This window comes from Bacillus sp. cl95, from assembly GCF_900115925.1.
Lineage (GTDB): Bacteria > Bacillota > Bacilli > Bacillales > Cytobacillaceae > Neobacillus_A.
The window spans coordinates 33,479-60,332 of the sequence record NZ_FOYF01000004.1 but is presented as its reverse complement, the minus strand read 5'-3'; the positions used below and the strand labels follow the sequence as shown (position 1 = coordinate 60,332).

At 39.1% G+C, this 26,854-nt stretch carries 27 protein-coding genes and 1 pseudogene; 23 read left to right on the top strand and 5 right to left on the bottom strand.

From position 1 onward, the window contains the following. The first annotated feature begins 7 nt into the window (after window positions 1–7). The 6 genes from BMZ31_RS12405 to BMZ31_RS12380 all read left to right on the top strand — a co-directional run bounded on the left by BMZ31_RS12405 (window position 8) and on the right by BMZ31_RS12380 (window position 5,582). A complete protein-coding gene (locus tag BMZ31_RS12405; protein ID WP_090832088.1) occupies window positions 8–1,210 on the top strand; it encodes an ABC transporter permease in 1,203 nt (400 codons plus the stop codon). A 12-nt stretch (window positions 1,211–1,222) separates the two neighbouring features. Further along, complete coding sequence (locus BMZ31_RS12400; RefSeq protein ID WP_090832087.1) at window positions 1,223–2,383, top strand: ABC transporter permease; 1,161 nt, start codon at window positions 1,223–1,225, stop codon at window positions 2,381–2,383. Between the two features lie 358 nt (window positions 2,384–2,741). After that, window positions 2,742–3,596 carry a glycerophosphodiester phosphodiesterase gene (locus tag BMZ31_RS12395; protein WP_090832086.1) on the top strand — a complete coding sequence of 285 codons (855 nt, stop codon included), beginning with the start codon at window positions 2,742–2,744 and terminating at the stop codon, window positions 3,594–3,596. A gap of 357 nt (window positions 3,597–3,953) precedes the next feature. Then, window positions 3,954–4,370 (top strand): DMT family transporter, encoded by a 417-nt coding sequence (locus BMZ31_RS12390; protein WP_254778821.1) that lies wholly within the window; start codon window positions 3,954–3,956, stop codon window positions 4,368–4,370. 21 nt (window positions 4,371–4,391) lie between these two features. Beyond that, entirely contained in the window at window positions 4,392–5,090 is a 699-nt protein-coding gene (locus BMZ31_RS12385; RefSeq protein ID WP_090832084.1) for a Crp/Fnr family transcriptional regulator, read from the top strand. An 18-nt stretch (window positions 5,091–5,108) separates the two neighbouring features. Continuing rightward, a complete protein-coding gene (locus BMZ31_RS12380) occupies window positions 5,109–5,582 on the top strand; it encodes a DMT family transporter (RefSeq protein ID WP_090832083.1) in 474 nt (157 codons plus the stop codon). A gap of 76 nt (window positions 5,583–5,658) precedes the next feature. Here BMZ31_RS12380 and fetB read toward each other — a convergent pair whose 3' ends face one another. Then, window positions 5,659–6,354 (bottom strand): ABC transporter permease, encoded by a 696-nt coding sequence (gene fetB, locus BMZ31_RS12375; protein WP_175478094.1) that lies wholly within the window; start codon window positions 6,352–6,354, stop codon window positions 5,659–5,661. Window positions 6,355–6,581: 227 nt separating this feature from the next. On the opposite strand from fetB, the pseudogene rbsK reads away from it, so the two are divergent. Further along, window positions 6,582–7,382 (top strand): annotated as a pseudogene (gene rbsK / locus BMZ31_RS12370) (ribokinase); the annotation flags it as partial. A 90-nt stretch (window positions 7,383–7,472) separates the two neighbouring features. Here the strand turns inward: rbsK and pepF are convergent. Beyond that, on the bottom strand, window positions 7,473–9,287 hold the full coding sequence (gene pepF, locus BMZ31_RS12365) for an oligoendopeptidase F (RefSeq protein ID WP_090832080.1): 1,815 nt from the start codon (window positions 9,285–9,287) through the stop codon (window positions 7,473–7,475). A 161-nt stretch (window positions 9,288–9,448) separates the two neighbouring features. Here pepF and BMZ31_RS12360 point away from each other — a divergent pair, with 161 nt between their 5' ends. The 4 genes from BMZ31_RS12360 (at window position 9,449) to BMZ31_RS12345 (ending at window position 11,261) form a co-directional block, all read left to right on the top strand. Continuing rightward, window positions 9,449–9,796, top strand: a complete 348-nt coding sequence (locus BMZ31_RS12360) for a MerR family transcriptional regulator (protein ID WP_090832079.1) — start codon at window positions 9,449–9,451, stop codon at window positions 9,794–9,796. Beyond that, window positions 9,793–10,245, top strand: coding sequence for an SRPBCC family protein (locus BMZ31_RS12355; protein WP_090832078.1), 453 nt, complete (start codon window positions 9,793–9,795; stop codon window positions 10,243–10,245). The genes BMZ31_RS12360 and BMZ31_RS12355 overlap by 4 nt, the downstream gene beginning before the upstream one ends. Window positions 10,246–10,413: 168 nt before the next feature. Then, window positions 10,414–10,752, top strand: coding sequence for a PadR family transcriptional regulator (locus BMZ31_RS12350; protein WP_090832077.1), 339 nt, complete (start codon window positions 10,414–10,416; stop codon window positions 10,750–10,752). Further along, window positions 10,749–11,261: a DUF2812 domain-containing protein gene (locus BMZ31_RS12345; RefSeq protein WP_090832076.1), complete on the top strand. Its 513-nt coding sequence runs from the start codon at window positions 10,749–10,751 to the stop codon at window positions 11,259–11,261. Before BMZ31_RS12350 ends, BMZ31_RS12345 begins: the two co-directional genes overlap by 4 nt. 49 nt (window positions 11,262–11,310) lie before the next feature. On the opposite strand, the gene BMZ31_RS12340 is transcribed toward BMZ31_RS12345, so the two are convergent. Together BMZ31_RS12340 and BMZ31_RS12335 are read right to left on the bottom strand one after the other, a co-directional pair. Next, window positions 11,311–11,823 (bottom strand): acyl-CoA thioesterase, encoded by a 513-nt coding sequence (locus BMZ31_RS12340; protein WP_090832075.1) that lies wholly within the window; start codon window positions 11,821–11,823, stop codon window positions 11,311–11,313. A gap of 204 nt (window positions 11,824–12,027) precedes the next feature. Next, window positions 12,028–12,645: an acetate uptake transporter gene (locus tag BMZ31_RS12335; protein ID WP_090832074.1), complete on the bottom strand. Its 618-nt coding sequence runs from the start codon at window positions 12,643–12,645 to the stop codon at window positions 12,028–12,030. Between the two features lie 463 nt (window positions 12,646–13,108). Here BMZ31_RS12335 and BMZ31_RS12330 point away from each other — a divergent pair, with 463 nt between their 5' ends. The 6 genes from BMZ31_RS12330 to BMZ31_RS12305 all read left to right on the top strand — a co-directional run bounded on the left by BMZ31_RS12330 (window position 13,109) and on the right by BMZ31_RS12305 (window position 21,260). Further along, window positions 13,109–14,122 (top strand): ABC transporter ATP-binding protein, encoded by a 1,014-nt coding sequence (locus BMZ31_RS12330; RefSeq protein WP_090832073.1) that lies wholly within the window; start codon window positions 13,109–13,111, stop codon window positions 14,120–14,122. Beyond that, window positions 14,103–15,071, top strand: a complete 969-nt coding sequence (locus tag BMZ31_RS12325; RefSeq protein ID WP_090832072.1) for an ABC transporter ATP-binding protein — start codon at window positions 14,103–14,105, stop codon at window positions 15,069–15,071. The genes BMZ31_RS12330 and BMZ31_RS12325 overlap by 20 nt, the downstream gene beginning before the upstream one ends. A gap of 53 nt (window positions 15,072–15,124) precedes the next feature. Then, window positions 15,125–16,735 (top strand): ABC transporter substrate-binding protein, encoded by a 1,611-nt coding sequence (locus BMZ31_RS12320; RefSeq protein WP_090832071.1) that lies wholly within the window; start codon window positions 15,125–15,127, stop codon window positions 16,733–16,735. A gap of 149 nt (window positions 16,736–16,884) precedes the next feature. Beyond that, the gene (locus tag BMZ31_RS12315; protein WP_090832070.1) at window positions 16,885–17,892 is read left to right on the top strand and encodes an ABC transporter permease; all 1,008 of its coding nucleotides are present in this window, start codon (window positions 16,885–16,887) and stop codon (window positions 17,890–17,892) included. A gap of 41 nt (window positions 17,893–17,933) precedes the next feature. Next, the gene (gene nikC, locus BMZ31_RS12310) at window positions 17,934–18,809 is read left to right on the top strand and encodes a nickel transporter permease (RefSeq protein ID WP_254778819.1); all 876 of its coding nucleotides are present in this window, start codon (window positions 17,934–17,936) and stop codon (window positions 18,807–18,809) included. A gap of 378 nt (window positions 18,810–19,187) precedes the next feature. Beyond that, entirely contained in the window at window positions 19,188–21,260 is a 2,073-nt protein-coding gene (locus tag BMZ31_RS12305; RefSeq protein WP_090832068.1) for a catalase, read from the top strand. Here the strand turns inward: BMZ31_RS12305 and BMZ31_RS20370 are convergent. Further along, window positions 21,223–21,594, bottom strand: coding sequence for a hypothetical protein (locus tag BMZ31_RS20370; RefSeq protein ID WP_090832067.1), 372 nt, complete (start codon window positions 21,592–21,594; stop codon window positions 21,223–21,225). The genes BMZ31_RS12305 and BMZ31_RS20370 overlap by 38 nt on opposite strands. A gap of 113 nt (window positions 21,595–21,707) precedes the next feature. On the opposite strand from BMZ31_RS20370, the gene BMZ31_RS12295 reads away from it, so the two are divergent. The 6 genes from BMZ31_RS12295 (at window position 21,708) to BMZ31_RS12270 (ending at window position 26,851) form a co-directional block, all read left to right on the top strand. Beyond that, window positions 21,708–22,463 carry a GTP cyclohydrolase II gene (locus tag BMZ31_RS12295; RefSeq protein ID WP_090832066.1) on the top strand — a complete coding sequence of 252 codons (756 nt, stop codon included), beginning with the start codon at window positions 21,708–21,710 and terminating at the stop codon, window positions 22,461–22,463. Then, window positions 22,456–23,547: a bifunctional diaminohydroxyphosphoribosylaminopyrimidine deaminase/5-amino-6-(5-phosphoribosylamino)uracil reductase RibD gene (gene ribD / locus BMZ31_RS12290; protein WP_090832065.1), complete on the top strand. Its 1,092-nt coding sequence runs from the start codon at window positions 22,456–22,458 to the stop codon at window positions 23,545–23,547. Before BMZ31_RS12295 ends, ribD begins: the two co-directional genes overlap by 8 nt. Window positions 23,548–23,566: 19 nt before the next feature. Further along, window positions 23,567–24,142 (top strand): 5' nucleotidase, NT5C type, encoded by a 576-nt coding sequence (locus BMZ31_RS12285; RefSeq protein ID WP_090832064.1) that lies wholly within the window; start codon window positions 23,567–23,569, stop codon window positions 24,140–24,142. Next, window positions 24,139–24,525 carry an SMU1112c/YaeR family gloxylase I-like metalloprotein gene (locus BMZ31_RS12280; RefSeq protein WP_090832063.1) on the top strand — a complete coding sequence of 129 codons (387 nt, stop codon included), beginning with the start codon at window positions 24,139–24,141 and terminating at the stop codon, window positions 24,523–24,525. The genes BMZ31_RS12285 and BMZ31_RS12280 overlap by 4 nt, the downstream gene beginning before the upstream one ends. 431 nt (window positions 24,526–24,956) lie before the next feature. After that, complete coding sequence (locus BMZ31_RS12275; RefSeq protein WP_090832062.1) at window positions 24,957–25,340, top strand: MerR family transcriptional regulator; 384 nt, start codon at window positions 24,957–24,959, stop codon at window positions 25,338–25,340. Then, a complete protein-coding gene (locus BMZ31_RS12270) occupies window positions 25,337–26,851 on the top strand; it encodes a class I adenylate-forming enzyme family protein (protein ID WP_090832061.1) in 1,515 nt (504 codons plus the stop codon). Before BMZ31_RS12275 ends, BMZ31_RS12270 begins: the two co-directional genes overlap by 4 nt. The last annotated feature ends 3 nt before the right edge of the window (window positions 26,852–26,854 follow it).

The window sequence follows — 26,854 nt, the reverse complement described above, 5'->3', positions numbered from 1 at the left end:
AGAGAAAATGAAAAGCTTAACAATTGCTTGGAAGGACTTTATGATCCGTTTCACTGACAGAAAAGGATTCTTGACGATGATCTTAATGCCTCTTGTACTGACGGCGATACTAGGTTCTGCATTGAATTCGGTCATGGGAGGCGACGGAGGATTCGCGGAAACAAAAGTGGGATTGGTATTAAATGATCAAGATCCACTGGCTGTAACGTTTAAAGAAGAGGTTTTACCAGAACTTTCTTTTATTAAAGTAAAAAAAGTGAAGGATGACAAAGAGTTAAAAGATTTGATTAAGGATGAAAAAATAGATGTAGGCCTTTCCTTTCCTCAAGGATGGAGCAGAGATTTAGAGCAAGGTGAATTGAAAGAAGTCAGTATTTTATCATTATCAGAACAACCATTAAAGGCATCAGTCGTAGAATCCGTACTCAAGTCTTTCAGTGAGCGTGCCAAGATGCTTTCGGTCACGGCTAAAATCGTCATAAGTGATTTGACACAATCAGAAGCTGTTACGACAGGAAAAGTGAACATGAATGAAGCGGCTACTGAAATCGTGCAAGAATTGAAGGAAGCTGGAAAGGATGGAATACCGCTTATGGAGGAATCAGTTGGGAAGAAATTTGTTTCATCCATGCAATATTACGCAGCAGGGATGGCTGTCATGTTCTTACTCTTTAATGCAACGGTCGGTGCCAAATCCATTATTGAGGAGCGTTCAACCGAAACATTGGCGCGCTTAATGATTACGCCAACCAGCCACACCTCCATTCTTATCGGCAAGTTCTTAGGGACATTGTTGTTTGCACTCATCCAATTAGTGATCTTTTTTACGGCAACTACTTTATTCTTTGATGTCAGTTGGGGAGAAAATGTTTTGCAGGTATTTTCGATTGGCTTAGCTTATTCAGTAGCTGTATCTGGTTTGTCAATGGCGTTAGCCGCAGTCGTTTCAGATGCGAAAACCACCGACGTGGTAAGTGGTGTAGGGGTGCAGATTTTCGCAATCTTAGGAGGTTCCATGCTTCCAATCTACTTGTTCCCCGATACATTGCAGATGGTTGCCAGCGTTACACCTAATAAATGGGCGCTAACGAGCTTTTTGGATATTATGTCCGGCACAGAGTGGAACGAGTTGTATGTGCCAATCGTTGTATTACTATTTATGGGGCTTGCGTCGTTAAGCATTGGTACTTGGCGACTGCGAGCGAATTAAGGAGGGGATAGCATGAGAAAAGCATGGACAATTTGTGGTATGGAGCTACAGAGGATTTTGAAAAAAAGACAAAGTTATCTCTTGATGTTTGCAATGCCATTGTTGTTCACACTTATATTCGGATCCTTGTTAGGAGAGCATTCAGAGGATAAGATGACAATCCTATGGGTTGATCAGGACCAATCTGATTTATCGAAACAATTATATAAAAGTTTAAAAGAAAATCAGTCTGTATTTGAGGTAAAGAAAAGTACACAGAAGAATGCAGAACGCCTTCTAGATAACAAAGATTTTCCTGGAGCAATCATTCTTTCGAAAGGTTTTGAAGGAAGCTTATTAGCAAGTGAACAACCAGAAATCAAATTTCAAAAAATTCCGGAGTTCACTTCAAGTTCTACGATTACACAAATCGTGTCTGATAGGTTGGCAAAATTGCTACTCAGTGTTACGGCCTCTAAAAAATGGAGTGATTATAGCGGTGAAGCTTGGCAGGTAATGTACGAAAAAGTCGGAGCCGATTCAGATATTTCTTCAATGCCGATTCAAAAATTGAATCTCGACGCAAAAAAGTCCAATCCTGAATTGAATGAAATGTCAGGGAGGGCCGCTGGATTTTCTATCATGTTTGTGATGATTATGATGATGAGTGTAACAGGTACCATTTTGGAAGCAAGAAAGAATGGCGTTTGGTACCGTATGTTGACGATGCCAGCTAGCAAACTTGAAATCGCAAGCGGTTATTTATTATCCTTCTTCCTTATCGGATGGATCCAGTTCGGTGTCTTGATATTGGCGACTCATTTCATTTTCGATGTGAATTGGGGAGACCCGTTGGCAATTGTAGTATTGGTATCTGCGTTGTTGCTTGCCATCGTTGGCCTTGGATTATTTATTGCGGGTATAGTAAAAACAGCCGAACAGCAAGCTTCTATTGGGAACTTGGTCGTTGTCGCAACTTGTATGGTGAGCGGAGTCTACTGGCCAATCGAAATTGAACCCGATTTCATGCAAAAAATTGCAGGATTCTTGCCTCAAAGATGGGCGATGAGCGGCTTTGCTGATTTGTTGGCAAATGGGGGGACATTGGTAGACATTCTAGATAATGTGGCGATATTGATGGGATTCGCATTGCTGTTTTTGATTGTTGGTATGCGCAGGATTAGATTCGAGTGAACATAGTCGGAACAATTTTTTCTAACGCTCTTTTAAGTGATGCCGTTGATGAAATTAAGGAAGGAAGGGAATCCATTCTCTTTCCAGTTCGTCTACGGAAAGAGAGGGATTCCCGACTTCTACTTAAAAAATTAACACTAAACATTAAAAGAACTTTTCCAAATAGAAATTCATTAAATTTGGCTCAGTCTTCGTACTGGCCATTTTTTTGTTGTCTAAAAAGTAACGTGTAGAAACCTCTAGCTTTTACTTTCTTGTAATCTAGTATGGGACTTATCTTTACCTGAGTGAAAAAGGAAATTAATAAACTACTGCTAACTTTGAGATGTAGTTAATTAATAGATAGGGAGATGAGCAGATGAAAAGAAAGTGGATGTCCGCATTAGGTACGCTTGTGATTGGATTTGGTATTATTTCAGGAAATGGAGCGGCTATGGCGGAGGAAAAACATAAAGACGTTGTAAATGTATCCCACCGTGGCGCTTCTGGCTATGCTCCTGAACATACAATTACTTCTTATCAAATGGGCGAGAAAATGCATGGAGATTATATAGAAATTGATTTACAGATGACAAAAGATGGCCAATTAATTGCGATGCACGATGAGACATTAGACAGAACAACAAATGGATCGGGCAAGGTAAAAGATTATACTCTCAATGAAATCAAACAGTTGGATGCTGGTAGCTGGTTCAATGAAAAGTACCCGCAATACGCTAATCAGGAATATGTAGGTTTGAAAGTGCCAACACTCGAAGAGGTATTTTCAAGATTCGGTAAGAACGCTCATTATTATATCGAAACAAAATCCCCTGATGTTTATCCGGGTATGGAAGAGGAACTTTTGCGCCTTGTAAATAAATACGGTATTAATAAGGATACACTCCTTGTTCAGTCATTCAGTTCTCTCAGTCTGTTAAAAATAAAGGACCTTGACCCATCCGTAAAACTGATTCAACTGCTCTCTTATAAAGCACATGCAGTTATTACAGATTCTGAAATTGAATCTATTAAAAAATATGCAATCGGAGTGGGACCCAACCATAACTATCTAGACAAGGAATACGTACAGAAGGTTGTTAATAGTGGTCTCCAACTTCATCCTTACACAGTTAATGATAAGGAAAGAATGAAACAACTTATAGACTGGGGAGTTACAGGCATGTTTACAAACTTTCCAGACCTACTTCGTGGAGTATTGAAAGGCAGATAAGTTTTAATTTGAAAGATGACAATGCCTAGCGTTGTCCTCTTAGAAAAAATAAGGCCCCAATGAGATTTGATTCAATCTTCCTCATTGGGGCCTTATTATGTCCGATTCCACAGCAGAGAGAATACTAAAGAAAAATAAAGCTGTCTATGCATATTCAAATTCGATAAAAAAACGTCAGAATTTGTAAATAGAAATTATGGATAATGTTCATAAGATTAATCAAATTTTTTGAATGTGTGGCATTTTTGCATTATGAGCCATTTGTGAAAGAAATCGGACATATGTCCTTTCTCATACACCGTTTTTTGTATTTTAATAAGTTCAAGAGTTTCAGAGAGGGGGATTACGTTGAAAGGAATGATCTTTTCAATTATTGCAGGAGCATTTATTTCATTACACGGGGTTTTCAATTCGAGAATGAGCGAGGAGCTGAGTCCTTGGCACACAATCTCGATTGTGCATCTTGTTGGATTTATTGTAGCGATTATTATATATATGTTCGTTCGAGATGGAAGAGTAAAGGGCTTTGGTGAGGTTCCTTTTTTATACGTTCTAGGAGGTACGTTCGGAGTTGTCATTGTATTGGGGGAAATGACAGCTATTCGTCTTTTAGGTATGTCGTTTGCGATCGTGATACTTTTAATCTCCCAGTTGCTTTTCGCTTTCATAGTTGATTCGAATGGACTTTTTGGGATGAGCAGGCTAAAAGTGACATTCCAACACGTAATAGGGATGGTCATGATGATAGCTGGTGTGGTTATATTTAAGTTATAAAATTTTAAAAGGTGATAAGAGATGAAAGAAGTGAATGAGGTTTCTAAGATTCAGGGATATCTCGATCAATTTGATCTAAATTCTATTTTTTCGAGAGAAGTGAAACAGAAATTATCTCTCTATCAATTTCAACAGGGAGACATTCTGTGTTCAAAAGGTGATGAAATTCAACATATGTACTTCCTTGTAAAGGGAAAGGTGAAAATATCGACTACCTCTCCTGAAGGAAAGACTTTGATTGTCCGGTTCAAAACCCCTTTAGCCGTCTTAGGAGATATTGAATACGTAAAAGGAATGCATATTTTTAATACGGTCGAAGCCGTTACGGAAGGGTTTACCCTTGGCGTGCATTTTAATGATTTGAAATCCATGAAATCGAACCAACTCGAATTCTCACAATTTTTATTAGAAATTATTACACAAAAATTTTACACAGAGTCTCATGCAGCAAGTTTTAACATGCTATATCCTGTTGAAACAAGATTAGCTAGCTACTTGCTGTCCCTTTCTTCAGACGGAGAGGGCTCAATGTTTCATGAAGAAATGCAGACGTCAAACTTAACAGAGATAGCCGACGTATTGGGGACAAGCTATCGCCATCTCAATCGAGTAGTCCATAAATTAAACGAAGAAGGAATTATCCGACGGAAGAGAGGTGCCCTTTATATTGCCGATTTACCCAGGCTTCGAGAAAGGGCTGAAGGAAATATATATGAGTAAGAAAAGGAGCGCGGTACAATGGAAGGAATGCTATTTGCTATTTTAGCTGGTGTATTCATCAGTTTACAAACCGTTTTTAATGCAAAAGTGAGCGGAAAAGTGGGAGCATGGGCAACAACCGTACTAGTTCTCGGACTAGGTTTTATTGCGTCTCTCCCGATGTTTATTGCTATGGATGATAGGAGTTTGTTTGATATTGGAGGGATCAACAAGCTATATCTATTAAGTGGTGCGATCGGAGTTGGAATTGTATTTTGTATCACGCAGGCAATAAGACTCCTTGGACCTGCTTATGCCATCTCACTTGTTTTGGTCTCTCAGCTTACAATGGCTGTAATAATAGATACCTTCGGTTGGTTTGGTTTTGCGACAAATCCGTTGACTATGAATAACGTAATTGGTCTAGGATTGATGATGATGGGCATAGTTGTGATTAAAATGAAGGCAAGGTCATGGAAAAGAACACAAAAACAGGGGTCTTTGTGCGAATAGGTAGATTCAAAGATTCATACAAAAAAGTAAGACCTCTTAGGATGTGACCTAAGGGGCAGTTTCCGTTCACGCATTTTCATAAGCCCATTTTGGATAACATATTAAACTTCTTAATATGTTTATAATATAACGTACAGGTCAAAATCGAAGATAAAGCTGCCACAATCATTAGAGTGAATATAATGAAAATTTGATATTTAACTGACTCAAAAGGATTTCCCCCGGCTAAAATCATTCCTGTCATAGTCCCAGGTATTTGAACTAATCCTACAGTCTTTAAACCATCAATTGTTGGAATCATAGCGATTCTTAGCACTTTTCTTTTTAAATCTATTTCATTAAGTTCTTCTTTTTCTTTATTCATAGCTTCTAACACGACAGCACAAGCTACCATAGCATTTCCTATTAGCATTCCACTTACTGGAATTAAATATTGTGCCTTTAAAGGAATAATAGAAAAAGAAACCCAAAGTGAAACGGTAAAGATTACAGTAAATGAAATCGAAGCAAAGACGATAATAAATGATTTTCCTCTTACATCTCCTCTTTTTGATGCATTTAAAGAAGCGATTATGATCATCAAAATGATATATATAAAGATGAAATATAAATGATCTATGGAAAAAATATAAGTCACGAAGATTCCTAATAGCATGAGTTGTCCAAAGCCTTTTAAGGAGGATAAAAGAATGTCTTTTTCCATGTCTAATTTTTGATGGTATGAAATGAGTATTGGAATTATAATCAGTAGAAATATCATGATAAAAGCCATGTTATTTATGTGCTGCATGAATATTCCTTCTTTCAAAAGATTTATCTTAGATATGGTTAACCAGTTGAAAACAAATATTTATAACTAGTAATCAAGTATTTCATCTAAGTATATTCAAATAATTGATAATCATTATCAAATAAATTAGCAAGAATAACTCTTAGAACATACAGAAAAAGCAAATTTTAGTACTCTTAAAAATTTTCTCTTTTTGAGGCGGAAAAGGAGCCAACCAAGCCGTTGCAGCAGCTAAAATGGGTGCAAAAGTTATGATGGTTACAAAAGTAGGAGACGATCTTTTTGCCGATAATACAATTCGTAATCTAGAAAGCTATGGAATTGACACAGAGTTTACAAGTAAGGTGCCGGGAACTTCAAGCGGAGTAGCACCGATTTTTGTGGACCAAGAGTCAAAAAATCGCATTCTGATTATCAAGGGAGCGAATCAGCATTTACTCCCCGAAGATGTTGATCGTGCAACCGAGAAGTTAAAAAAATGCTCCCTGATCGTTTTGCAACTTGAAATTCCGCTTCAGACCATTTACCGTGCGATTGATTTTGGAAACGAGCATGGCATACCTGTCATTTTGAATCCTGCACCTGCATCAAAGGACTTGGATTTTGATTTTGTATGTAAAAGTGATTATTTTATTCCTAACGAAAGCGAACTAGAAATCTTAACAGGTTTGCCTGTTGAGAATGAAGCACAGATTGAAGCAGCAGCGTCTACTTTGATTGAAAAAGGATTAAAGAACGTGATTGTCACAATGGGTAGTCGCGGGGTGATGTGGGTAACGAAGGACAACACACAAATGGTTGACTCACACAAAGTCAACGCTATTGATACAACGGGAGCCGGAGATGCGTTCATTGGATGCTTCGCGCATTATTTCGTGAATAATGGGGATGTGCTACATGCTATAAATATGGCTACAGCTTTTGCAGCATTAAGTGTAACAAAGCGAGGCACTCAAACATCCTATCCAAATAAAGAGGAAGTTGAGCAGTTTTTGAAGGTTCTCGCTTAATTAGTTTCTGAGAATGATAACATAAAGCTTATTGGTGTCAGACACCCTAGGTGGACATTGTCCAACTGGGGAACCTGACACCATTTTTGTTTATTGATAAGATTGCTCTAATTGATTGATAAGCGACCCTACATAAGAAACAGCTTTTTTGATTGGATCCGGTTTGGACATATCAATACCAGCATGCTTTAGTAGTTCAAGAGGTTTCATGGTCCCGCCAGCACGAAGTACCTCCAACCAACGGTCGACGGCAGGTTGCCCCTCCTTTTGGATTAATTCTGCCACTGCAGTAGAGGCAGTTAAACCGGCTGAATAGGTGTAAGGATATAAACCCATGTAATAATGAGGCTGACGCATCCAAGTCAATTTTGCACCCTCGTCGATTTCCACTGTATCTCCCCAGAACTCAGAAAGTACTGCTCCAGTGATCTCAGACAGTTTATTCGCAGTCAGTGCTTCTCCTTTCTCAGCAAGATCGTATACTCTTCGCTGAAATTCCGCTTCGAGTAAATGAGTAACAAAGTTATGATAATACGTGCCTAGCAACTGTAGAATTACCCATCGTTTCATTTGGTTATCCGCTGTTCCAGCCAACAAATGCTGAGCTAGGAGAAGTTCATTTAAAGTAGAAGGAGCTTCGATAAAATACATGGATGGACGTGTATTCATGATTCTTTGATGTTGATGGGCTAAATAAAAGTGACCTGCATGACCGAATTCATGAGCTAAAGTAAAAGTGCCTCTCATGTTATTCTGCCAAGTTATCAGTATATAAGGATGTACTCCATATGGACTCGAGCAGAACGCCCCTGTTGATTTTCCAACATTGTCTGCAAGGTCGACCCATCGTTCGTTAAATCCTTTTTCCATCATAGCGCTGTATTCAGGTCCTAGCACTTTAAGAGAATCAAAGATTAATTGACTAGCTTCCTCATAAGTCGTTTCAGGATTGAAATCCGGATCTAATGGTGCCTTTAAATCACAAAACATCATTTTATCGAGACCTAATTCTTTTTTCTTCAAAAGGGCAAAGCGGCGCATATGTGGTGCAAGTTCTTTAAAGATAATATCAATTTGATTATGATACATTTCTAGTGAAATTTGATGAGGCTCTAATAGCATGTGTGTAATGGTTTCATATTTTCGCAAGCGGGCAAAAGCCCTTTGCTTATTCACTTCAGTTGCATAAGCTGTTGCAATGGTATTTCTATATTTCTTAAGCGTATCGACAAAGGATGCGTAAGATTCTCTGCGTAAATCTGTATCAGATGAAAACTCATAACGGCTCTCGAATAAGGCAAACGAAACTGGAAGTTCATTTCCTTCCTGATCGTGAATCGGTGCAAATTGCATATCAGCCGATTTCGCTATTTCGTATAAATGATATGGGGAACCATAAACTTCCCCTAGAGCAGCAAGTGCTGCTTCTGTTTCTGAGGAAAGTTTATGTTTTTTTGTTTCAAGCAGTTCGAGAAGATTCTTTCGGAAAGGCTGAAGACCTGCTTCTTCTTGCAAATATCTTTCAACTGTTCCCTCAGCCAACGAAAGAACTTCGGAGTTGATGAAAGAGAGGGAAGCATTTATTTTCGTTCTTAATGCTGAAAATTTTGCGGAATTTTCTTGATTAGCAGGATCCGTTCCATCTGTAGCTTGATTGAGACTTGCATAAGTCCAAGTCTTGCTTAGTCTCATTGTCAACTGTTCCTGAGCGCTTAAGCACTCAAGCAATACCTTAGCTCCTGTATGTAGTTGTCCTTTGTATGTATCAAATTTTGTTAAGTCTTCATTTATTTCTTTTAATTCAGCTTCCCATGCTTCTTTAGATGTAAAGAGATCGTCTAAGTTCCAAGTCAACTCCATAGGTACTTCTAAACGGTAAAGTCGTTTTTCCATCGTCTTTGTCATCTTCATCTCCTCCTAAAATATTTCGTCTAACTAAGTTTTATTTTATATTATTAGAAAATTTCGTCAACATAACTATTTTTTGAAAAAGCAATGTTTTGTCATAAAATGAATTGACATGGTGGTGCACCACACAGTTTATGATAAATAGGCGGAGGGATGTTGTGTATAAAGTAAAAGAGTTTTCTGAAATGACAGGATTAAGTAAGGAAACACTCCGTTATTATGCCGAAATGGAACTTCTCGAGCCAGCCTATATTGACCCAAAAAATAACTATCGGTATTATGACAATGGTTCTTATTTGATTGCCATGCTACTGGGGCAACTAAGAAGTTTTGACTTCACCATCCAAGAAATGTTCACTGTCATGAAAGACGAATCATTCAGCAATCTGGAAAATATTTTGCTAGAAAAGAAAAACAATATAGAACAAAAGGTTAAAGACTTAAATAATAAAATTGCTGAAATCGATGAATTTTTGAAATTGGGAAAAGAGGAGGATGAGATATGATTACTTGGAAAAAGGAAACGATGATACCAGTAAATATCGAAAAAGTATGGGAGTTATTTTCACTTGAGAACATTCAACGAATCATGCCGAATGTTATTGAAAATAAAGTATTAGAGCGAAAAGAAGGCATTGTAGGATCAACCTATCAGCAGAAGTATAGGGAAGGTAAGCGTGTAGAAACATATATCGTTGAGGATCTCGAATACGAAAATACAGAAACCAAAAAGCATAATAAAATTGGATTTACATTAGCAAAAGCATTTGAGATTGAAGCAGCCTTTACATTACATAAATTAGACGAGCAGCATACAAAGTTTATCTATCATGGCCAAAACAAAGGAATCAATTTTCTAGGTAAAGCATTATTAAAAATAGGCGGCACGAAGAATAACGAGAAAGTCGTACAAGATTTTATGGACTTAGTAGAGAAAGAAGCATTGAAGCAATAATATAGAGAATACACTACCAAACCTAGTTCAAATGGGAACTAGGTATTTTTTATACAAAATTTTTTTTATGGAAATGATTGACTTTAATGATCATTCATCATATTATATCGTCATACGATATATCGTTAATCATAATAACGCGTAGCGATATAATATGGAGGTCTCAACATGAAAAACGCAACAGAGAAGTTTCTGCCACTAACACATACAACTTACTACATATTAATATCACTTCTAGATCCTTTGCATGGATATGGAATCATGCAGAAAGTAGAAGAAATGAGTCAAGGGGAAGTGAAACTAGGACCTGGAACACTCTATGGTGCCTTAAGCAAATTAGAGAAGCAAAAGTTGATAGCGAAAATGGAAGATCTGGATGAGGAACGCAGAAAGTATTATGTTTTAACAGCCTTAGGAAAAGATGTCGTGAAGTTAGAGTACAAGAGGCTGACAAATTTGATTGCAGCAAGTAAAAATTTGATCGAGGGTATGGGGGAGTTAAAATGAAAAAGACAAAGAAAGTATTTAAGATATTCTTTGCGTGGCAAGACAACAAGGAAGAAGAATGGTTGAATGATATGGCAGTACAAGGCTGGGGGCTAAAGAAGTATGCGCTGTATTATGAGTTTGAAAAAATTGAGCCGACAAACTATGTCTATAAACTGGATTTCAAAGCCGGAAATCATGACATGGATGAATACAAGGCTATTTTTGAGGATGCTGGTTGGGAACATGTAGCACAATATGGAGGTTGGCATTATTTCCGTACTGTTGGAGTTCAAATGGCATCCCCGGATATTTATTCTGATTCAGAATCGAAAATACAAAAATATAAATCTTTAAATAAAAGTCTTGTATTGGGGTTAATCTCTTTGTTCTTTTTAACAGGTGGCTTTTTCTTTGATTTACATTCAAGGTTCTCTGATTTTTCAAAAGTTGCAATGGCTGCTTTCATGATGACGGTTGTGTTTGGGATCTGGAAGGTAAATCAGAAGATTCGAACGTTAAAAGGATAGTTCCGAAGAAAATGAGATGGCGATACTTTAGCATCGCCATCTCGTATCATTAATACTTCTCAATTTGTTTCGCAAGGTAAATACTTAATTTCCTGCGGTCTTTTCGTAGCTTTGTTCGTTCTGGTGCAGAGTCGAATAAGTATTGTTCTTCTTCAGTTTCAGGAAATACTTCAGGAACTTTTTTGGGTTTTCCTTGTTCGTCCAATGATACAAAGGTAATAAAGCTCGTAGCCGCTACTCTTGTATCCCCACTCAATAAGTCCTCTGCGATAACTTTTACAAATACCTCCATAGAACTGCTTCCCGTATACGTTACAAATGATTCGAGGTGAACAGCATCACTCGGTCGGATAGGATGAAGAAAATCAACCGAATCCATTGAAGCTGTGACGCATTCAGATCGGCAATGTTTGGCTGCTGAAATGGAAGCAACTACATCAATATCTGCCATTAACTTGCCGCCAAACAAAGTTTGGTGGTTATTTGTATCTGGTGGAAGAACCCTGTTCGTTTGTAAAACTCTCGATGCCGCACATGGTTTTGCTTCTTCTTTCTGTGTCATATCTGTCTGCCTCTTTTCTGCCTATTCTCTTAATGTGTTTATTATATAGGTTTCCAACAAAAGTTACATAATATAAAAGTCTTTTATAAGTGATGTGCGTGTTGTTGCATTTTTGTAAAAGCAACAATTAATGCGAAAACAGCCTTCAGTAATAAGGAAAAACCCCTGATTTGTTGAATCAGGGGTTAGTGAATTGGGATCAATCTATTTTTTGAAGATGCCAAAAGGCTTGCCGATTGGCAGTACTACTTGTCCAAAGTGAGTGTTTAAGACAATTGCTGCAGAACCATAGAATGAGAGAAGTGCAATGATCATCTCTGATACGGCTGCGAGCATATGTGTCGCTTCGTGCATGATGTCAAATGAGCTAAGTGATAGCCCGATGAATAAGAAATCGATGAATACAAAGATCATGAAAAGCACTTTGTGTGTTTCCATTGCTCCAATAGTCATATAAAGACTGAATATCAAATATCCTATAAATGCGACTCCTAGCTGTTTTGAATCCACATTGGCAGCCAATTCTTCTCCAAAAGCCCCAAGTTGAATCAACCAAGAAAATCCAACCCCAAACCAAAATAAGCCGAATGCACCAAAAGCTGTTGTTCCAAAAATATTATTGTGTTTTGCATCTTGGACACAAGCAAACAACTGAGCAATTCCTCCTAGGAAAAAGGCCCAAGGCAATATAAATGAGAGTCCCTCTGTTAAACCTAATTTTTGTGATGACGCGACAAGAGTAACCATTGCTAGACCAAAAAGCCCGAGTGCGGACGGATCTGCTGTTGTCATTTTAACGTGATGTGTATTCTGATTATCCATACTTTCCTCCTAGTAAAAACATACTTATCTAAAATACAGATATAAAAGAGGGGTGTCAATATCATTTATTGGAAGTACTGAAATACATAGCAGGAACCAAAAAGCGTCTATTTTTTGGGCGTTTAGCCAAAAAGATATGAAATTTTCCTTGCCTACTTAGTATTCTAAAAAATTATTTAAAAATTCATTAGAAAAAACGATGTTTTATTATTTCCTATTCACATTTCAATATTTCAATTGAATGTAAAGCGACTCTTTATCCTCTTGAATTCAATGATACAAAGACTTTGATACTTCGGTTTTCGAATAAAAAACAGAGAAAAATATTTTTAAAATTTTTAAAATTGTTTGACAAATTACGACAAAATAAGGTCTAATAGATATGTCATAATAGTCATTAAATTCAGTTTTAAATAATAATTTATACGGTTCACTAGAAAAGAAATGGCAGGCAGGTGGAAACGTGAGTAAAGAACCTATTCTAAAAATAAAAGATTTGAAGGTTTCATTTCAGTCCGGAAAAAAATTGGTTCCAGCTGTAGATGGAATATCTTTTGAATTAAGAGACGGAGAGATACTAGGAATTGTTGGTGAATCCGGAAGTGGGAAATCTGTAACTTCATTAGCGACAATGGGGTTAATTCCTTCACCTCCTGGGACAATTGAACAAGGGGAAATCCTCTTTAACGGCAAAGACCTTACGAAGCTTTCCGAGAAAGAATTTAGAAAGATACGTGGGAACCAAATATCGATGATATTTCAGGAACCTATGACATCTCTTAACCCGTTGTTTACAATCGGCAATCAAATTATGGAAGCAATCAAATTACATACGGATTTATCTAAGGCAGACGCAAGGGCGAGAAGTATTGATTTACTTAAGCTCGTAGGGATACCAAGAGCCGAAGGAATCCTAAAGGAATATCCACATCAGCTTTCAGGAGGAATGAGGCAGCGTGTCATGATTGCCATGGCTATGGCATGCAATCCGAAGGTTCTGATTGCGGACGAGCCGACTACAGCACTTGATGTGACCATTCAAGCTCAAATCCTTGCATTGATGAAGAACTTAAATAAGAAAACAGATACTTCTATTATTCTCATCACTCACGATTTAGGTGTAGTAGCGGAAATCTGTGAAAGAGTCATTGTTATGTATTGTGGGCAGATTGTAGAGCAAGGCGATGTAAGAACAATCCTAAAAAATCCACAACACCCTTATACAAAGGGTCTTCTAAAGTCAGTTCCTGATTTAAGAGGAAAGAAAGATAGGCTTTATAGCATTCCGGGTAGTGTACCGACACCTGGAACGATTCATGGAGGCTGCCGATTTGCGGCTAGATGTTCAGAAGTATTCGGTCAGTGCCTAGAAGGTAAACCAGATTTATACAAAACAGAAAAAGATGGACATGAAGTGCGATGCTTCCTTCATACAGTAAAAGAAAGGAGTGACGAACATGTCAGAGTTACTTCTTGAGGTTTCAGGTCTTAAAAAGTACTTTCCAATCACAGGAGGACTTTTTGGAGGTAAAAAAGGAGAAGTCAAAGCCGTCGATGATGTTTCTTTTTATGTGAAAAAAGGAGAGACGTTAGGCATTGTAGGTGAGAGTGGATGTGGTAAGTCAACGACTGGTCGCTTGTTGATGCGCCTGTTTGAAGCGAGTGACGGCAAAATTGTTTTTGAAGATAAAGAGATTACGAGTATGTCAAAAACAGAGTTGCGAAAAACACGCCGAGACATTCAAATGGTATTTCAGGATCCCTATGCATCATTGAACCCAAGACATTCCATCCAACAAATTTTGGAGGAACCTTTAATTGTCCATGGTATTGGCACAAAAGAGGAGCGCAGGAAACGGGTTCAAGAAATGCTTGAGGTCGTTGGATTGAGTAGTTATCACGCAAAGAGATATCCTCATCAATTCAGCGGTGGACAACGCCAGCGAATTGGGATTGCCAAAGCGTTGATGACAAAACCAAAGCTTATCATTGCTGATGAACCAGTTTCAGCACTAGACGTCTCCATTCAAGCACAAGTTCTTAACTTGATGAAAGACATACAAAAGGAATTCGGTTTAACTTACATATTTATCGCCCATGACTTAGGAGTTGTTCGCCATATTAGCGATCGCGTCGGAGTAATGTATTTAGGAAGATTGATAGAGTTATCCGATAGCGAGACGCTTTATGAAGATCCAAAACATCCTTACACAAAGGCGCTCCTGTCTGCCGTACCGATTCCAGATCCTGATATTAAAAGGGATACAATTTTAATAGAAGGAGATTTGCCAAGCCCGGCCAATCCACCGTCAGGATGTGCGTTCCACACAAGATGTGTAGAATGTATGGATGTTTGCAAAACCGTAAGGCCAGAAGGCCGAGTTATCGATGGTCATTATGTGGCGTGTCACTTGTATAACAAGTAGAATGTCATGTTTATGATAAAAAAACACAAAAGAATACGGGGGTTAGAAAGCAAATGAAGAAGACATTTAAAATGATGTTGATTTCTCTTCTTGCTATTAGTTTGTTCTTAGTTGGCTGTAACAGCAAATCAGAACAAACTTCTGGTGAAAAAGAACCAGCTAAAAATGAAGGTTCTAAGAAATCTGAATTAATCTATGCGCGTGGCACGGATTCTACATCTCTAGATCCAATCACAACAACTGAAGGAGATACTTTCAAAGTAACAGACAGTATCTTTGATACACTTCTTACTTATGGCGAGCAAGATACTGAAGTTAAACCTGGTCTTGCTGAGAAATGGGAAGTAAGCCCTGATGGCTTAACTTATACTTTCCACCTTGTAAAAGGCGTAAAATTCCATGATGGTACAGACTTCAATGCTGAAGCAGTTGTTTTCAACTTTGAACGCTGGATGAACGGTAATGCTGACAGCTTCCCTTACTACTCAATGTTTGGTGGATATAAAGGTGATGAAGGTCACGTTATCTCTGAAGTGACAGCTGTAGATGATAGCACAGTTAAATTTGTATTAAAAAGACCACAAGCTCCATTCTTAAAGAACCTTGCTATGTCACCATTCGGTATTGCGAGCCCAACAGCTGTTAAAGAATCAGGCGATAAGTTCCGTGAAAAGCCAGTTGGAACTGGAGCATTCAAGTTTGTTGAGTGGAAGCAAAATGATCGTATCGTACTTGAAAAGAATGCGGATTACTGGCAAAAAGGTTATCCGAAGCTAGACAAGATTATTTTCCGAGTTATTCCTGAAAACACTGCTCGTCTAAACGCTCTAGTTAACGGCGAGATCGACATGATGGATGGTTTAAATAACTCTGACGAAGGCACAGTTACAAGCAATGCAAATCTTCAATTAATCGAACGTCCTTCTATGAACGTTGGTTACCTTGGCTTCACCCTTACTCGTAAGCCTTTTGACAACAAACTTGTACGTCAAGCTTTGAACCACGCTATCGATAAGAAAGCAATCATTGAAGCATTCTATGCTGGCCAAGCAGAGCCTGCAAAGAACCCAATGCCTCCTTCAATCGAAGGTTATAACGATGAAGTAGAAGAATACCCGTTTGATCTTGAAAAGGCTAAAGCTCTTCTTGCTGAAGCTGGCTATCCAGATGGATTTGAAATGGATCTTTGGGCTATGCCTGTAGCACGTCTATACATGCCTGAAGGAATGAAAGTTGCAGAAGTTATCCAAGAAAACTTCAGTAAAATCGGCGTTAAAGCAAAGATTCAATCTGTTGACTGGGCAACTTACCTAGATAAAGCAGCGAAAGGTGAATTTGATGCCTTCATGCTTGGTTGGACTGGTGACAACGGAGATGCTGATAACTTCCTTTACACATTGCTTGATAAGGATAGCATCGGAGCTAACAACTACTCTTACTACAGCAATGATGAGTTACATGACATCTTAATCAAAGCTCAAACAGAAAACGATAAAGATAAGCGTAACGAACTTTACAAGCAAGCTCAAGTAATCATTCATGATGATGCTCCATGGGTACCACTTGTTCACTCAAGACCACTTATGGCTGCTTCAAAGGATGTTACGGGCTACCTGCCACATCCAACAGGATCAGAATCTTTCTACAAAGTTGAATTCAAATAAGAATGGCTGAAAGGGGAGGGAGGTTTTCCTCCCCTTTTGCTAAGCAAGATGTTTCTCCTTCCTATAGCAGTCATTAACGTTTTCAAAAACTCGCTATAGCATCCAGAACTGGCTGTACTTTTTTTACAAAGAAATAAGAGGTGAGAAGGTTGTTAACTTATACAGTCCGCCGTGTGCTTTCTCTTATACCTGTTCTATTTGGAATGACGCTCGTCGTTTTCGCCATTATTCACGCTATTCCAGGTGATCCCGCACAGGTAATCCTTGGACAAAGAGCAACTAAAGAAGCGATTGCTACTTTAACAAGGGAATTAGGTTTAGATAGAGCATGGTACATACAATATGGAGATTATATAAAGTCGTTGCTACAAGGAGATTTAGGTACGTCATTGCGTACAAGAGGTCCCATTAATGCGGAGGTTTGGCCGTATTTAGCAGCAACTATCGAATTGACGTTAGTAGCCATGATCGTTGCTATCGTTATCGGTGTAAATGCTGGAATCATCAGTGCATGGTTTTCCAACTCATGGTTTGACTATGTAGCGATGGTTTTGGCACTTGTGGGCGTATCCATTCCTATTTTCTGGCTTGGATTAATGGGACAATGGGCGTTTTCAATTGAGCTTGGCTGGCTTCCGACAACCGGTCGTGAAAATGTCCGGGATCCTGTAACAGCGATTACAAACTTATATCTAGTAGATACGTTGCTACAAGGAAGAATGGATCAATTTGGTGAAGTGATCAAACACTTAATTTTGCCGAGTCTATCTCTTGCAACGATTCCGATGGCGATTATCGCCAGAATGACTCGCTCAGCAATGCTAGAAGTAATGAAATCCGATTATATCCGTACGGCTCGTGCAAAAGGGTTAAGAATGTTCTGGGTTGTGTACAAGCACTCATTAAAAAATGCAGTCATTCCTGTTCTTACGATTATTGGTCTTCAAATGGGATTATTGCTCGGAGGGGCAATTTTAACAGAAACGATCTTTGGTTGGCCTGGATTAGGCAGATACTTATACGATGCCATCGGTTATCGTGATTATCCTGTCATTCAATCCGGAATCCTGATCATTGCTGCCATTTTTGTATTGATTAACTTGATCGTTGACCTTCTATATGCTTTTGTCGACCCAAGAATCAAATACAACCAATAATAAGGAGGGAATTAACAGTGGCTGAACTAGCGAAAAATACAGTGAATATTACTACCGTCACCGCAGAAGAAAAGCTGACACCTCCTTGGAAGGAAGCCTGGCAGGCATTCTGCAAAAACCGTTTAGCATTAGTTGGCATGGGGATTGTCATTTTCTTTATCATTCTTGCCTTTATTGCGCCTATGATTGCTCCATACAGCTTTAAGGAGCAGGTTTTAACGGAAAGGCTTCAAGCTCCATCCGAAAAACACTGGTTCGGAACAGACGATTTTGGCCGAGATATATTCTCGCGAATCCTTTATGGAGCGAGAATTTCCCTATGGGTAGGCTTCTTTTCTGTACTAGGATCTGTAATCGTAGGTACTTTCCTTGGAATTGTTGCTGGATATTATGGAAGATGGATTGATTCCATCATTTCTCGTTTTTTTGATATTATGCTAGCTTTCCCAAGTATTTTGCTTGCCATTGCAGTTGTGGCAATTCTCGGTCCTTCGTTGCAAAACGCATTAATTGCAATTGCAGTCATTAATATTCCTAACTTCGGACGACTTGTTCGATCCAAAGTTTTAAGTGTCAAGCAAGAAGAATATATTATGGCTGCAAAAGCTGTTGGGATGAAGGATTCACGGATCTTGTTTAGACATATTCTACCAAACAGTGTCTCTCCAGTAATTGTACAAGCCACTCTAGCGATCGCAACGGCAATCATTGAAGCGGCAGCATTAGGATTCCTTGGTCTAGGTGCACAAGCGCCAACACCGGAATGGGGGAAAATGCTTGCTGATTCTAAACAATATCTCGTGCAGGCCCCTTGGACATTATTCTTCCCAGGTGTAGCAATCATGCTGACGGTTTTAGGTTTCAACCTAATGGGAGATGGATTACGGGACGTACTAGATCCGAAAATGAAACAATAATAGTAGAGACTCCATTGAGAGTCTCTTATTTTTTTGCTTGTTTTACTCACTGTTAATCTTAAATTCAAGCAACACAGTTAACAGAGGTTTGAAAAGTATTGTTCAAACGTTTGATTAAGCTGTATGTTCGTATTTTTCTATTCATCAAACGTTTGATGAATGCTTATTATTAGTCACTTCTTTAAAATCCCCTTCCTTTCTAAGTAAGAACCTACTCCCTAAACCGAAAATCCTAGTTTATAAGGTCTTTTCGAGTGGTATACCTCGAAATAGGCATGCCGATAAAAGTAGAAAAAGTGCTTGAGAGAATGGGCAGAAAAATACATACGAATATCAACTCATCAGGCTCAGAACCAACAAATCAGGAGGGATTCAATCTTGACAAAAAATGATGACATCAATGAACAGAATAAGGAAAAGCAATTAGAAGTGTATACAGTAGATAATAACGGTCAAAGATTGACTACGAACCAAGGGCTTCGGGTTTCTGATGACGAGCATTCATTGAAAGCTGGAGTAAGAGGTCCAACTTTAATGGAAGACTTCCATTTTAGAGAGAAGATGACGCATTTTGACCACGAGCGTATTCCTGAACGCGTCGTTCATGCACGTGGTTATGCGGCACATGGTTTCTTCCAAGTGTATGAATCGATGGCAGATTACACTAAAGCAAAGTTTCTTCAGGATCCCAATACTAAAACCCCAGTATTTGTCCGTTTTTCAACAGTTGCTGGCTCCCGTGGGTCTGGGGATACGGTTCGTGATGTTCGAGGCTTTGCTACGAAGTTTTACACAGAAGAAGGAAATTATGACCTTGTTGGAAATAACATTCCTGTTTTCTTCATTCAGGACGCCATAAAATTCCCGGATTTGGTTCATTCCTTTAAACCCGAACCGCACAATGAGATGCCACAAGCCTCAACGGCACACGATACATTTTGGGATTTTGTCGCAAATAACACTGAATCTGCACACATGGTGATGTGGGCGATGTCTGACCGCGCCATTCCAAGAAGTTTTAGGATGATGGAGGGCTTTGGCGTTCATACGTTCAGGTTTGTGAATGACGAAGGTAAAGCACGATTCGTAAAATTCCATTGGAAGCCTGTACTAGGGGTGCATTCACTCGTATGGGATGAGGCTCAGAAGATTGCAGGGAAAGATCCTGATTTCCACCGTCGTGACTTATACGAATCTATCGAAATGGGAAACTTCCCAGAATACGAGCTTGGTGTCCAAATGATTGATGAGGCAGATGAATTCAATTTCGATTTTGATATTCTTGATCCTACAAAACTTTGGCCAGAAGAAATCGTTCCGGTAAAAATAGTAGGGAAGATGACTCTCAACCGAAATGTAAATAATGTTTTTGCTGAAACGGAGCAGGTGGCTTTCCATCCAGGACATGTCGTTCCTGGAATCGATTTCTCAAATGATCCCTTGCTTCAAGGTCGTTTATTCTCTTATACAGATACACAGCTTACCCGTCTTGGCGGGCCAAATTTTCATGAAATACCGATTAATCGTCCGGTTTGTCCGTTTCACAATAACCAGCTTGACGGAATGCACCGCATGACAATCAACAAGGGACCAGTTGCTTACCATAAGAACTCCTTGCAAGGAAATGATCCACAGACATCTTCTGCGGCAGAGGGCGGTTATGAGCATTATCAGGAAAAGATTGATGGGAAAAAAGTACGACAGCGCAGTGAAAGCTTTAAGGATCACTACTCGCAGGCAAAAATGTTCTTTAACAGCATGTCCCAAGTAGAAAAACAGCACATTACGCAAGCTTTTCTTTTTGAAGTTGGAAAGGTTCGAAGTAAAGATGTTCAGCAACAAGTAGTTGACATGCTAAACAATATCGACTTGAATCTGGCACAACAAGTTGCAGAAGGAGTCGGGGCTTTGCCTCCTAATGGTGGTGAAAGCAGTGCAAGTTCACAAGCATCTCCTGCATTAAGTCAGGAGAATACGGTGAAGTTGCCGTATACTAGAAAAGTGGCTTTACTAGCAGCGAACGGCTTCAATGGTAAGGAAGTGGAAACTGTCATCGAGTCATTAAGGGCAAGTGGTATTATGACTGAAGTAATCAGTAAGAATCTGGGGATGATTACAAGTGACGAAGGCCAGCCTTTAAAAGTGGATAAAACATTGCTTACGAGTGATTCGGTTTTCTATGATGCTGTTTACGTTCCTGGGGGAAGCCAAAGTGTTGGAGCATTAAAGACCCAGAAGGAAGCACTTCAATTTGTCGATGATGCGTTTAGCCATTTTAAAGCGATTGCGCTTGGCAGGAGTGCTGATGAATTGTTTGCAGCAGCTGGGCTCAACAAAGGTGAGGAGACACAACCTGGTGTGGTTTCGTTACCTCAAGAAGGAACGCAATCTTTTGGAGAGAACTTTATCAACGCTATTGTTCAGCATCGTCACTGGAACCGAATTGTATAATTTTTAAGAAGAAAGCTGTACCGTCATTCGGTACAGCTTTCTTCCGTATTTCAACTATATGGTTCGGTGTGTTTGGAATGAGCTCTCTTCCGTATTCCAGATCTGAAAAACTCCTGTTTGCTGGAGCACGTGTTTTTGTTTCATGACTGTATTTTAACTTGCTGGCATTCTCAGGTTGTATGCCTACTTGATTTGAATTCTGATATTCATATGTTTGAAGTAGCTTTTCATCTCGAATAATCCATTTTAAAGGAACATACTTACATTGGCGACAGTAGTAAGACTTTGATAATATAAATGAAGATGTTTTTTTATAAAAATAAGAATCTAGCATTCTTACAATATTTGACGATTATTACTTTTTGATGGTATTATCACTTACATAAAGTAAGTGACCATTAAAAAGTAAGTAAATGAGTTTAGTAGCAAAAAAAGAGGAGCGTTACTATGATTACAACACAACTTGATCGCAAAGTTCTTTCTATTTTAGAAGAAAAAATACAATCCATAAAGACAGAGATGGGAGCCATTTATTTAGTGGGGCCGATTAACCTCCCTGTAAATCTTGACGGAGAAACTGTCACTTTCAAATGGTATTCTTGGCTGCAAAGCACTGAATTAACTACAGACTATAGTCAAATTATTGAAAAGCTTTCTTCTTCAAATCTTGCAGAATATCAACAATCAAGCGTTTTGGTTTATGGAGACTTCGAATTCAACGAAGACGCTTTAATACGTATGCATTCCATTTGCCATACTGGTGATATTTTCGGAAGTAAGCGTTGTGACTGTGGTTATCAATTGAAACAATCGATGAGAATGATGATTGAACACGGTACAGGAGCACTCTTTTATTTAGCGAACCATGAGGGAAGAGGAATTGGCTTATTTAGTAAGGCAATGGCGTACGTATTACAGGAAAATGGCTATGATACGGTTGAAGCCAACTTAAATTTAGGCTTTGTTGATGATTCACGCAATTATTCCGATGCCATTCATGTGTTAAAAGCATTGAGAACAAAACCTGTAACATTGATTACGAACAATCCAAAGAAAATGGAAGCTCTGAAAAATGCAGGGATGAGTGTAACGGGAAGAACTCCGCTTTGGGGAGACATTTCCGAATTTAACGAAAAGTATTTGCAAACGAAAATCAAGAGATCTGGGCATTTAGAAGAAGGAGGCCCTTTACTAAATGACTAACCATGAATTTTATATGGATTTGGCACTTGCAAATGCCCGTGCAACAAAAGGACAAACAGACCCCAATCCACTTGTTGGTTCCGTCCTTGTCAACGACAATCGTATTGTTGGTATTGGTACACATCTTAAAGCGGGTGAACCACATGCCGAAGTTCATGCAATCCGGATGGCTGGTGATTTGGCAAAAGGCGGTACGATTTATGTAACGCTTGAACCTTGTTCACACCATGGCAGGACAGGTCCTTGTGCGGAGGCAATTGTTGCTGCGGGCATAAAGACAGTGGTTGTAGCAGCTAATGACCCAAATCCGCTTGTATCTGGAAGAGGCATCTCTATCTTGAAGGATGCGGGGATTGAAGTCATTACGGGTGTGAGGGAAAAAGAAGCGACCAAGATGAATGAAGTGTTCAACAAGTTCATCGTTGAAAAGAAACCATTTGTCACATTGAAATCAGGTATTACACTGGATGGGAAGATTGCGTCAGCATCTAATGACAGCAAGTGGATTACGTCTGCTGAAGCAAGGCATGATGTCCATGTGCTTAGAAACGAAAACATGGCCATACTTGTAGGAGCGAACACGGTCTTAAAAGACAATCCAGAACTGACAACGAGAATTCCAAACGGTCGAAATCCAATCAGAGTGATTATGGATTCTACCTTAAGATTGCCTTTAGATTCAAAGGTCATAACCGATGGATTGGCTCCAACATGGATATTCACCAGCCAGAAGCATGATTCAGCCAAACGAAATGCACTTATCGATGCTGGAATTAAAGTTTTTGTCACCGGAGGAATAGACAGTGTTGATCCCCAAGACGTCCTCGACATTTTGGGAGAAGAAAATGTTTCCTCTTTGTTAATCGAAGGCGGAGGCAATATTAATGGATCATTCCTGACGAAGAGATTGGTAGATAAAGTGGTTTTATATATTGCCCCAAAACTGATAGGCGGACAGCATGCTCCAACTTTCTTTGAAGGAACAGGGATAGATAAAATGGCTCAAGCGATAGAGCTAAAAGATGTAAACGTGGCGCCTGTAGGCAAGGATTATAAGTTCTCGGGTTATCCGGTTTATGTATAAAAACTTAAAGAGGTTAATGATGAAATTCGGATTTGATATTGATGATACGCTCATAAATTTACGTGAACACGCTTTTGATTTGTACAATAAAAAGTTGCAACAGAATATTTCTCTAGAAATCTATCACTCGTTAGATAAAGTAGAAATTCATGAACCATTCGGTTTATCAGCCGAAGAGGGCGGAAAGATGTGGAATAGTTCCCTTGAAGAGATTTACTATACCTCGTGTCCCCCATTCGCTGGAGCTGTGGAGTTTTTACAGGAATTAATCGCTGACGGGCATGAAATTTATTATATTACTGCAAGACCAAAAGAACACGGTGAACGGACGAAAGAATGGATGAAAGCAGCAGGCTTCCCAGTTAGAGATGATAGATTTTACTGTGGGATGAAGGATGGAGAAAAGGTCCAAATCATTGAAGAGCTTGAATTGGACTATTACTTCGATGACAAGCCTGCAATTTTAGAAACGCTTGCCCATCTACCGGTAAAGCCCTATGTCATTCATCAGTCTTACAATCGTGATTTTGCAGTCGTCCCTAGAATTAAGGATTGGCAAGAATTCTCACACCAACTGAAGATTAAGCAACGATGAAGTTAACCCAAATTCATCACATTGCCATTATCTGTTCTGATTACGAAAAATCGAAAGACTTCTATGTAAATATATTAGGGTTGCCGATGTTAAGAGAAACTTACAGAGAACAGAGACAGTCGTATAAACTAGATTTGATGGTTGGTGACACCTATCAAATTGAACTGTTCTCGTTCCCTGATCCACCCGTTCGTCCAAGTTTCCCAGAAGCTGCTGGACTAAGACACCTTGCCTTCAAAATAGATAACATCGAAGCAGCTGTTGCAGAACTAAAGGAACGCGGGATTGCAGTAGAAGATATCAGGATTGATGAATTCACTGAAAAGAAATTTACTTTTTTCGCAGATCCAGACGGTTTGCCAATCGAATTATATGAAAGCTAAGAGCGTGTCCCAAAAGTTATACTTTTGGGACACGCTCTTTTGTTTTGAAAATGTGATAATGTGCAAATCCTTAGTGAATGGGGGATTTTTTTAGGGAATAGAAGAACAAATTTGTGAGGGCTTTGGAGATAAGTCCTTCATATGTAAGATGAACAACAAATCTCGATTATGTTTTGTGTGAAAAGTACTTCATAAGCGAGAAAAAGCATATTGTAACGGGTAATCCCCTTTGCATTTACTTCTAATACTCCCAAAAACGCCTAAAATGAGTTCTCAAAAAAACTGACTGTTGAGATCGTTATAAAACGACCTTTTGAGTCAGCCTCTTTTTTCTAAGGAAAGTTGAAGGAGGTTTCCACTTTTTTGTTGAAGTTTACGTTAACGTCAATGTTATCATACACATATCGATTATTTAGAAAAGGGTGGTATCAATGTATAGTATCTCTGATTTAGCGAATGAATTTAAGGTTACCACTCGTACCATTCGCTATTATGAAGAACTAGGTTTATTAAAACCGAAGCGAACAGAGACAAACGGCAGGGTTTATACAAAAAAGCAATATGCTCAACTTAAACTGATATTGCGTGGAAAGAAGTATGGATTTTCTCTAGAGGAAATCAAAGAAATGGTTTTGCTTTTCGACAAGGATAGGACTGGAAAAAAACAGCTGAAAAGGACAATGGAGTATGGCAAGCAAAAACTAGAGGAGGTGAATGAACGAATTCGAGAGTTAGAAGAAACGAAAAGAGAGATTGAATCGTTGTTACATGACTTTACTATAAAACTTGATTCTATTGGGGGCGAAAAAGGATGAATGTTTCAGAGTTATTGTCCAGAAATGCCAGGAAATACCCTTTCCAGGAAGCGGTAGTAACTGAGAGTGATAGAGTTACTTACAAAGAATTAAACGAATTTGTGAATAGGTTCGCGCAATCCTTGAAGGATCAAGGTGTCAGTCCTTCAGACAAGGTGGTTCTCTTTTTGCCAAATACTCTTGAATTCGTGATTTCTTATTTCGCGATTCAAAGACTAGGTGCGATTGTCGTACCTGTGAATGCAAAACTTAGTCAAGGAGAGCTTGCCTATATCGTCGAGCATTGTGATGCGAAAGCGATGATTACCCATGATTTATTGTTTGAAACGGCAAAACTATTACCTAACTTGCCAACTATATGTATCAAGACAGGCGAAGATTCTGGTGTATGGCGATCATTTTCTAAACTGCTCGAATCTGGAGCTGACGGCGAGATTCTTTGCCAATTGAAGGAAGATGACGAGTCAACCGTCCTCTACACTTCGGGTACAACAGGCAAGCCAAAGGGAGTTCTATTCACTTATCGCAATATCTTGACTGTTGCCACGATGATGAGTGTAGAAATGGAAATGAAACCTGAGAGCCGAATCCTACATATGATGCCGTTAAGCCATTCTGCTCCGTTGCATCTATTTTTGGTGGCCGGCACATTTGTGGGCGCTACCCATGTTCTATCAGAAACTTTTACACCGGAAAGACTCCTTCAACTCGTTCATACAGAAAAAACAACTCACTTCTTTGGTGCACCTGTAGCTTATTTGTTTACAGCGAAACAACCAAACCTTCCCTCTTATGATCTCTCTTCTATGAAATATTGGGTTTACGGCGGAGCGCCGCTCTCAAAGGGCGAAGTCGAATTTGTTGAAAACAGCTTCCAGACAAAATCTTTGTATTGTGTTTATGGTCTAACCGAATCAGGCCCGAGTGGTACCTTGTTAATGCCGGAGGAACATGGTGAAAAAGCAGGAAGCATCGGACGCAGAGGCGCACTTGGTACAGAACTTCGTATCGTAGATAGCGAGGGTAATGACGTGAAAACCGGCGAAATAGGTGAAATACTTCTTTTCGGAGAAGGGATTATGAAAGGGTACTACAAGAATCCGGAAGAAACGAAAGCCGTTTTCTTAGGTGAATGGGTGCGGACTGGTGACCTTGGTAAAAGAGATGCAGAAGGATTTCTTTGGATCGTGGATAGGAAGAAGGATTTGATAATCTCGGGCGGGGTCAATATTTATCCGAAGGAAATAGAGGAAGAACTTATCAAACATTCTCTTATTTCTGAGGTTGCGGTCATCGGTGTCCCACATCCTGAGTGGGGTGAAACAGTCAAAGCTTTTGTAGTTTGTAGAGATGAACTTCAAGATATTGGTAAAGAATGCCATGCTTTTCTCGCTGGTAAAATTGCTTCTTATAAAATACCGCGACTTTACGAACAAGTAGCAGTACTTCCTAGAAATGCTACGGGCAAAATTTTGAAGCAAGTCCTTAGAAAAACGCATCAGGAGGTGTAATTC

Coding starts and splice junctions, on each gene's coding strand:
- BMZ31_RS12405 (WP_090832088.1), top strand. CDS start 8: ATGAAAAGCTTAACAATTGCTTGGAAGGACTTTATGATCCGTTTCACT.
- BMZ31_RS12400 (WP_090832087.1), top strand. CDS start 1,223: ATGAGAAAAGCATGGACAATTTGTGGTATGGAGCTACAGAGGATTTTG.
- BMZ31_RS12395 (WP_090832086.1), top strand. CDS start 2,742: ATGAAAAGAAAGTGGATGTCCGCATTAGGTACGCTTGTGATTGGATTT.
- BMZ31_RS12390 (WP_254778821.1), top strand. CDS start 3,954: ATGATCTTTTCAATTATTGCAGGAGCATTTATTTCATTACACGGGGTT.
- BMZ31_RS12385 (WP_090832084.1), top strand. CDS start 4,392: ATGAAAGAAGTGAATGAGGTTTCTAAGATTCAGGGATATCTCGATCAA.
- BMZ31_RS12380 (WP_090832083.1), top strand. CDS start 5,109: ATGGAAGGAATGCTATTTGCTATTTTAGCTGGTGTATTCATCAGTTTA.
- fetB (WP_175478094.1), bottom strand. CDS start 6,354: ATGGCTTTTATCATGATATTTCTACTGATTATAATTCCAATACTCATT.
- pepF (WP_090832080.1), bottom strand. CDS start 9,287: ATGACAAAGACGATGGAAAAACGACTTTACCGTTTAGAAGTACCTATG.
- BMZ31_RS12355 (WP_090832078.1), top strand. CDS start 9,793: ATGATTACTTGGAAAAAGGAAACGATGATACCAGTAAATATCGAAAAA.
- BMZ31_RS12350 (WP_090832077.1), top strand. CDS start 10,414: ATGAAAAACGCAACAGAGAAGTTTCTGCCACTAACACATACAACTTAC.
- BMZ31_RS12345 (WP_090832076.1), top strand. CDS start 10,749: ATGAAAAAGACAAAGAAAGTATTTAAGATATTCTTTGCGTGGCAAGAC.
- BMZ31_RS12340 (WP_090832075.1), bottom strand. CDS start 11,823: ATGACACAGAAAGAAGAAGCAAAACCATGTGCGGCATCGAGAGTTTTA.
- BMZ31_RS12335 (WP_090832074.1), bottom strand. CDS start 12,645: ATGGATAATCAGAATACACATCACGTTAAAATGACAACAGCAGATCCG.
- BMZ31_RS12325 (WP_090832072.1), top strand. CDS start 14,103: ATGTCAGAGTTACTTCTTGAGGTTTCAGGTCTTAAAAAGTACTTTCCA.
- BMZ31_RS12320 (WP_090832071.1), top strand. CDS start 15,125: ATGAAGAAGACATTTAAAATGATGTTGATTTCTCTTCTTGCTATTAGT.
- BMZ31_RS20370 (WP_090832067.1), bottom strand. CDS start 21,594: ATGCTAGATTCTTATTTTTATAAAAAAACATCTTCATTTATATTATCA.
- BMZ31_RS12295 (WP_090832066.1), top strand. CDS start 21,708: ATGATTACAACACAACTTGATCGCAAAGTTCTTTCTATTTTAGAAGAA.
- ribD (WP_090832065.1), top strand. CDS start 22,456: ATGACTAACCATGAATTTTATATGGATTTGGCACTTGCAAATGCCCGT.
- BMZ31_RS12285 (WP_090832064.1), top strand. CDS start 23,567: ATGAAATTCGGATTTGATATTGATGATACGCTCATAAATTTACGTGAA.
- BMZ31_RS12280 (WP_090832063.1), top strand. CDS start 24,139: ATGAAGTTAACCCAAATTCATCACATTGCCATTATCTGTTCTGATTAC.
- BMZ31_RS12275 (WP_090832062.1), top strand. CDS start 24,957: ATGTATAGTATCTCTGATTTAGCGAATGAATTTAAGGTTACCACTCGT.
- BMZ31_RS12270 (WP_090832061.1), top strand. CDS start 25,337: ATGAATGTTTCAGAGTTATTGTCCAGAAATGCCAGGAAATACCCTTTC.